The following is a 6,813-nucleotide window of genomic DNA, read 5'->3' on the forward strand; positions in this document are numbered from 1 at the left end:
TATAAAAAAACTTTCTCCTTCAACTCCAGTTCTTCTTCTTTCTTCCCTCTTTACTCCTGACTCCTGACTCCTGACTCCTGACTCCTCCGTAGTTATTTATTTATCACTGTTCAACCGGACATGATATTAGGTATGATTAGTAAATATCGTTATTCTGAAAAGAATAGAATTAAACCTTAATTTTGAGCAGAGGATATTCAACTTTACTATAGCAATTACACCTAACGATCCCCCGCGCATCTCCCTTGAAAAGCTATACTTTATAAACATTTTTCTTAACATAAAGCTTGACAAAATAGACAAGTTATGTACTAGCCTTTCAAAGATTTTTGCCAGAGAAAAAGTGTATTAAAAAATAGATTTTTTTTGATAACTTAAGTAGTTTTTCCTATCTACATATGATTCTTTCTCCCTTCTCCCCTGCTCCCTACTCCCCTACTCCCCTACTCCACACAAGGTTTTCAGGAGTTCCTTATAAGGGATAGCTTGAAAAGGGGGACTTTGAAGTTCCCCCCTTTTTAAGGCAGGGCTAATTCATTGTCGCGCCTAGAATATTTACAACTGTATATTTTTGGTTAACTCACTCTAGCAAGATGTACAAAATTTCAAAATTTCAAAGGATACAATTTTTCTCTCTTGACGATAAATTGACCTTACTCCCCCACTCCCCCACTCCCCTACTTCTTTTTTCTCTCGTGACAATAAATAGACCCTTCCTTAGAAAGGGGGAAGCCAGAGGATGCTTCGCTTTTGAACGATGGGAAGCCAGATGTTGCTTCGCTGTTTGTTGAAAGGGGGATGCGCGGGGGCTTGGATGTAGCAAATGGGACTTCTCAGACAACCTCTTAAGTTCTACTACATTTTCAACCAGAAAATTGAAGCACAAAAACGACGAGCTTTAGTTATTCATTAAAGGTAATAAAGCTGATAGCTGATAGCTGATAGCTGACGGTTGAATGCTGACAAAAATTGAGGTAAAAAAACATGGCTTATGTAGCTGTAAAAGGCGGAGAAGAAGCAATCAAAAATGCCGAAGCACTATTGCAAGCTTTGCGGCGGGGAGACCCCAATATTTCTGAACTAAGTTTAGAGCAAATTAAACAACAACTTACCCTCGCAGTAGATAGAGTAATGTGTGAAGGCTCCCTGTACGATGCAGACTTAGCTGCTTTAGCAATTAAACAATCATGGGGTGATTTAGTTGAAGCAATATTTTTATTAAGAGCATATCGAACAACTTTACCAAGACTTTACTATAGTCAACCATTGGATACTAGCAAAATGAAGATTCGACGGCGAATTTCTGCAATATTTAAAGATATTCCTGGAGGTCAATATTTAGGACCAACTTTTGATTATATTCATCGACTATTAGACTTTAAATTAGCTGCGGAAGGAAATAACTATACTGCACCTCAAAGTCAAAATTTAAACTTAGATGAAAATCTTCCCAGGGTAATGAATATTTTAGAAAAAGAAGGATTAGTTTATGAGGAAAAAACAGAGGATGAAAAACAACCTTATGACTTAACAAGAAAACCTCTAAAATTACCTGCTGAAAGAGATGCGAGATTACAAAATTTAGCTCGTGCAGATGAGGGTTTTTTACTTAGTTTAGGATATTCAACTCAAAGGGGTTATGGTCGTACTCATCCCTTCGCTGGAGAAATTAAAATGGGGGAAGTAGAAGTTTTTATTTGTCCAGAAGAATTGGGTTTTGAAATAGCGATCGCTGAGATTACTATTACTGAAGCTGAAAATGTAAATATGTTTACAGGTAGTAAAGAAGCAGCACCACAACTTACCCGTGGTTATGGTTTAACTTTTGGCTATAACGAACGTAAAGCAATGTCAATGGCGTTAGTGGACCGTGCTATGCAAGCTAAAGAATTGGGGGAGGAAATACAAGGACCTGCTCAAGACCCAGAGTTTGTTTTGTATCACTCAGATAATGTTCAAGCTCAAGGGTTTGTACAGCATTCAAAATTACCTCACTATATTGATTTTCAAGCAGAAATAAATTTAATTAGAAAGCTGCGGAAGGAACACATTTAATAATTAATAATTAATAATTAATAATTAATAATTAATAATTAATTGCTACAGAAAGGAATAGGGTGCATCTTAATTATATAATAAGTAAAAATACTCAGAGAAGTATTGAGACTGGCACAATGATGTTTGAGAAAATTAGGGGCATTGCCTGGTAACCGCGCTCCCGGTAACTGCTGCCTCTGACTTGACAGAACAGCCTGCTTTCTGTCATGCTTGATATTATTTGATTAAGTATTTCTACTTAATTGCATATCTGAGATGCACCCAAGGAATACTTGATACAAGAGCAAGATGCTCCCACTGTTCTCGTAACACAAATAATCACAATGCACGACCATTAAACCCACGTTCCGCACGACAAGCATACTACAACAGTATTTTTTACGAAGAAGGTGGATTACAGCCTCTGTTATTAATAATAACTGTCAATAGTTTATGTAATATGTATTTTTACTTATAAACTTTATGGTTATTGCCAGACAAGGTTTTCGACGGCTATCCTGAAATACTACATTTTGACGTGCGGAATGTAGGATTAAAATGCACCACCACCTGATATTTAAATTATTTATTCTGACTCCTGACTTATGAGTCCTAGTAACAGTTTGATAAATGTTTGCTACGAATTTCTATTCCCGAATAATTAAGGTTTAAAGCCTCTCCTTTAAAGGAGAAACAAGAAAAATTTTTCGGGTGCATCTCAATGCGTGAATAAAGCCAAAAATTTATCGCTTTTAGGGAACACCGGAGCTGGGAACAGGGAACAAGGAATATATAGGAAAAAAGTATTTTTGCAAATAATGAGATGCACCCAATTTTTCCTTTTATTCAATCCTCTTCCTTTTAGGGAGATGTAATTATCAATTATCAATTATCCATTATCAATTATTGAACTATTTCCTATTAATGTAAATTCTGTATATGTCAAATAACCAAAATCTAGAAATCTCAAATGGCAAAGTAAATAAATCACCAGAAAATGGTTTTAACTTTTCCTATTTAGACGAACAAACAAAACGTTCTATTCGTCGTGCTTTACTCAAAGCAGTCGCTATTCCTGGTCATCAAATACCTTTCGGTTCCAGAGAAATGCCAATGTCCTATGGATGGGGTACGGGTGGCATTCAAGTTACAGCTTCAATCATTGGAAAAAAAGACATTTTAAAAGTAATTGACCAAGGAGCGGATGATACAACAAATGCAGTAAATATTCGTCGTTTTTTTGTGAAAGTTTGTGGAATAGAAACAACAGAAAAAACCACAGAAGCAACAATTATTCAAACCCGCCATCGGATTCCAGAAACTCCACTTCAAGAAGGTCAAATTATTGTTTATCAAGTGCCTATTCCGGAACCTTTGAGATGGTTAGAACCCTCTGAAAAAGAAACTAGAAAAATGCACGCTTTAGAAGATTATGGAGCAATGTATGTCAAATTATATGAGGATATTACGAGATTAGGAGATTTTGCTACGACCCATGATTATCCAGTAATGGTAAATGATCGTTACTTAATGAGTCCCACTCCTATCCCACGATTTGATAATCCTAAAATGAATTATTTACCTGCTTTACAACTTTTTGGTGCGGGAAGAGAGAAGCGAATTTATGCAATACCTCCTTATACTCAGGTGAAAAGTTTAGATTTTGAAGACTATCCTTTTACTGTGGAAAAATGGAATAAAGCTTGTGAGTTGTGCGGTTCTAAAGAAAGTTTTTTGGATGAGATTTTGATAGACGATCGAGGGAAGAAAATGTGGGTTTGTTCTGACACAGATTATTGTCATCAACAGCAAATAAAACTTGAAGAAGAAAGAAGGAAGAAGGAAGAAGGAAGAAGGAAGAAGGAAGAAGGAAAAAGTGGATGGGGATAGTCTTTGACACGCCACTTCGTGTTGAAGAAGGAAGAAGGAAGAAGGAAGAAGGAAAAAGTGGATGGGGATAGTCTTTGACCAAAAAATAAGGTCAATAGCCTCCCCTTGAAAGGCTATGCTTTATAAACATCTTTCTTAACATAAAACGCAGACATTATAGACAAATTATGTTGGAGACTTTAAAAGCCTTTTTCTAGAGAGAAAATGTATTTAAAAGTACATTAATTTTGACAAATTAAGTATTTTTATTTAAATACTATGACTATTTCTCCCTTCTCCCCTGCTCCCCTTCTCCCCTTCTCTCCGTGTCCCCGTGTCTGGTGCGTCTCCGTGTCCTCGTGTCTGAGGAGTTCCTTATAAGGGATAGCCTTGAAAGGGGAGGCTAATAAAGCTGAGTTATTTAATTAACAATTATTAATTATTAATTATTAATTATTAATTATTAATTATTAATTACTCGGTAAGCACCATGTAAACGGCGGGGTATTAAACCCAAAATTCCAGATAAAAAAAAAGTATAAAAGCTAAATTAAAACTAAATAACGGTGGATTATGGAACCATTATTAAATGTTGAAAATTTGAGTAAGTATTATAGGAATATAAAAGCTTGTAACCGTGTTTCTTTCAATCTCTATCCTGCCCAAGTTTTAGGAATAGTAGGAGAATCAGGTTCAGGTAAATCTACTTTATTAAATGCTATTGGAGGAAACATACCAATTGAAGGCGGAAATATCACTTATACTACCTCTACTGGAGAAGTATTAACACTCCCAAAATTATCAGAAACCCGTCGTCGTTTATTAATGCGAAATGAATGGGGTTTTGTTCAACAAAATCCTCGTGATGGTTTGCGGATGAACGTAACTGCCGGAGCAAATATTGGCGAACGTTTAATGAATATAGGAGTAAAAAATTATGGAAAAATTCGGGAAGAAGCAGCTTATTGGTTAAGCCAAGTAGAAATAGATACTAATAGAATAGATGACTTACCAAAAATGTTTTCTGGAGGGATGCAACAACGTTTACAATTAGCTCGTGTTTTAGTCACTAAACCGAGATTAATATTAATGGATGAACCTACTGGAGGTTTAGATGTTTCGGTACAAGCTCGTTTATTAGATTTAATTCGTTCTCTGGTACGAACTCTCAGTTTAAGTGTAATTTTAGTTACCCATGATTTAGGGGTAATTAGATTACTTGCTCACCGTTTATTAGTAATGAAAAATGGGCAAATTGTTGAGTCTGGTTTGACTGACCAAGTATTAGATGACCCTCAACATTCTTATACTCAAAAATTAGTTAGTTCAACATTAATTCCATGAGAAGGAAGAAGGAAGAAGGAAGAGGGAAGAAGGAAGAGGGAAGAAGGAAGAGGGAAGAGGCAGAAAGAGTTAAGAGTAAGAAAAAAACTTAAATTTTCTGTATATATTCACCCTTGGGTTGACACAAATTTTCTTTTGCCTATTCCTGACTTCTGCCAAAAAATGCAAGGAAGAAAAAAGAGAGAAGAGGCAGGAAGGGTTAAGAGCAAGAAAAAAACTTAAATTTCCTGTATGTATATATTCACGCTTTAATAGCCTCCTAATTTTAAGGTAATGAAAAAAATTAAAGTTAATTTTAGTATTTCAAGCCTTCTTATTGGACAGGTACTGATAATTGATAGCTGAAATAGCCTTCTTATTGGACAGGTACTGATAATTGATAACTGATAACTGATAACTGATAACTGATAACTGAAATAGCCTCCTTATTGGAGAGGTACTGATAACTGATAACTGATAACTGATAACTGAAATGACTACTCAACTACTAACAACAAATCATCAACTAGAAAATACTTTCCCAGAAAACTCTTTATTATTAAAAGCAGAAGCATTAGAAAAAAGCTTTACTTTACACAACCAAGGTGGAGTAAAATTATCAGTCTTAAAAAATATTTCTCTCAGTTTAACACCAGGAGAATGTATTGCTTTATCCGGTAAGTCTGGTTCGGGAAAATCTACATTTATGCGCTGCCTTTACGGTAATTATCGAGTAGATCGAGGTTCGGTTTTGGTCAAACATAAATCTACCTGGGTTGATATTCCTAAATTAGCATCCCATCAAATATTAGAAGTACGAAAAAATACTATTGGTTATGTCAGTCAATTTTTACGAGTAATTCCTCGCGTGCCAGCTTTAGAAGTAGCAGCAGAACCTTTATTAGAATTAGGAATTCAGCCAAAAGTTGCCTATGAAAAAGTGGCAGAATTATTCGAGATATTGAATTTGCCAAAACGTCTTTGGCATCTTTCTCCTACTACTTTTTCTGGAGGTGAGAAACAACGAATTAATCTAGCTAGATGTCTAACAGTTGATTATCCAATTTTATTATTAGATGAGCCAACATCAGCTCTAGATTCTGTCAATCGTCAAGTAGTAATTGAACTTTTAGAAAAACGCCTAATTAATGGGTGTGGTGTAATCGGTATTTTCCATGATGAAGAAGTAAAAAAAAGACTTTGTAGCAGAGAAATTATGTTTGGAATTTAATTAGGGCTTGCTGATTAAATATAAAAGTATTTACAGATAAAGGTTTTAGCCTTTTTTTTGCCTTTAAAAAGTACCTGGTTTTCAGCTCTTCACGCTCAAAAAGTTAGTATTTTAGGCACATAGTTGGGCAGAAAAATCACTCTTACAATTCTTACTTTTACTTCCTCTAAATTCCCATTTCTCCTGTCTCCTGTCTCCTGTCTTCCCGTCCCCTCCTGGGAGGCAGGGCTGTTTTAAAGTCCCGTAAGTTAACGATTTAGGGATAACGAGAGATGAGAAGATAGTGGAACAGTGAAATTAACCAAAATTTGCCGATTTTTCAGCAAAGTACGCGTCTTTAAGCTCTGAGAGAA

General features: G+C 35.5%; 4 protein-coding genes. All 4 read left to right on the top strand.

Features of this window, described 5'->3' with window-relative positions; all coding sequences use genetic code 11:
• Positions 1-984: 984 nt before the first annotated feature.
• The 4 genes from F6K54_RS37560 (at position 985) to phnL (ending at position 6,460) form a co-directional block, all read left to right on the top strand.
• Positions 985-2,055, top strand: a complete 1,071-nt coding sequence (locus F6K54_RS37560) for a carbon-phosphorus lyase complex subunit PhnI (protein WP_293089092.1) — start codon at positions 985-987, stop codon at positions 2,053-2,055.
• A gap of 921 nt (positions 2,056-2,976) precedes the next feature.
• Entirely contained in the window at positions 2,977-3,927 is a 951-nt protein-coding gene (locus F6K54_RS37565; RefSeq protein WP_293089093.1) for an alpha-D-ribose 1-methylphosphonate 5-phosphate C-P-lyase PhnJ, read from the top strand.
• 552 nt (positions 3,928-4,479) lie between these two features.
• Positions 4,480-5,250 carry a phosphonate C-P lyase system protein PhnK gene (gene phnK, locus F6K54_RS37570; RefSeq protein WP_293089094.1) on the top strand — a complete coding sequence of 257 codons (771 nt, stop codon included), beginning with the start codon at positions 4,480-4,482 and terminating at the stop codon, positions 5,248-5,250.
• Positions 5,251-5,722: 472 nt separating this feature from the next.
• Entirely contained in the window at positions 5,723-6,460 is a 738-nt protein-coding gene (gene phnL / locus F6K54_RS37575; protein ID WP_293089095.1) for a phosphonate C-P lyase system protein PhnL, read from the top strand.
• The last annotated feature ends 353 nt before the right edge of the window (positions 6,461-6,813 follow it).

Source organism: Okeania sp. SIO3B5 (genome assembly GCF_010692555.1).
In the GTDB taxonomy this organism is placed as follows: Bacteria; Cyanobacteriota; Cyanobacteriia; order Cyanobacteriales; family Microcoleaceae; genus Okeania.

Bases quoted from the DNA above. Each gene is read 5' to 3' on its own strand.
- F6K54_RS37560 (WP_293089092.1), top strand. From the start codon at position 985: ATGGCTTATGTAGCTGTAAAAGGCGGAGAAGAAGCAATCAAAAATGCC.
- F6K54_RS37565 (WP_293089093.1), top strand. From the start codon at position 2,977: ATGTCAAATAACCAAAATCTAGAAATCTCAAATGGCAAAGTAAATAAA.
- phnK (WP_293089094.1), top strand. From the start codon at position 4,480: ATGGAACCATTATTAAATGTTGAAAATTTGAGTAAGTATTATAGGAAT.
- phnL (WP_293089095.1), top strand. From the start codon at position 5,723: ATGACTACTCAACTACTAACAACAAATCATCAACTAGAAAATACTTTC.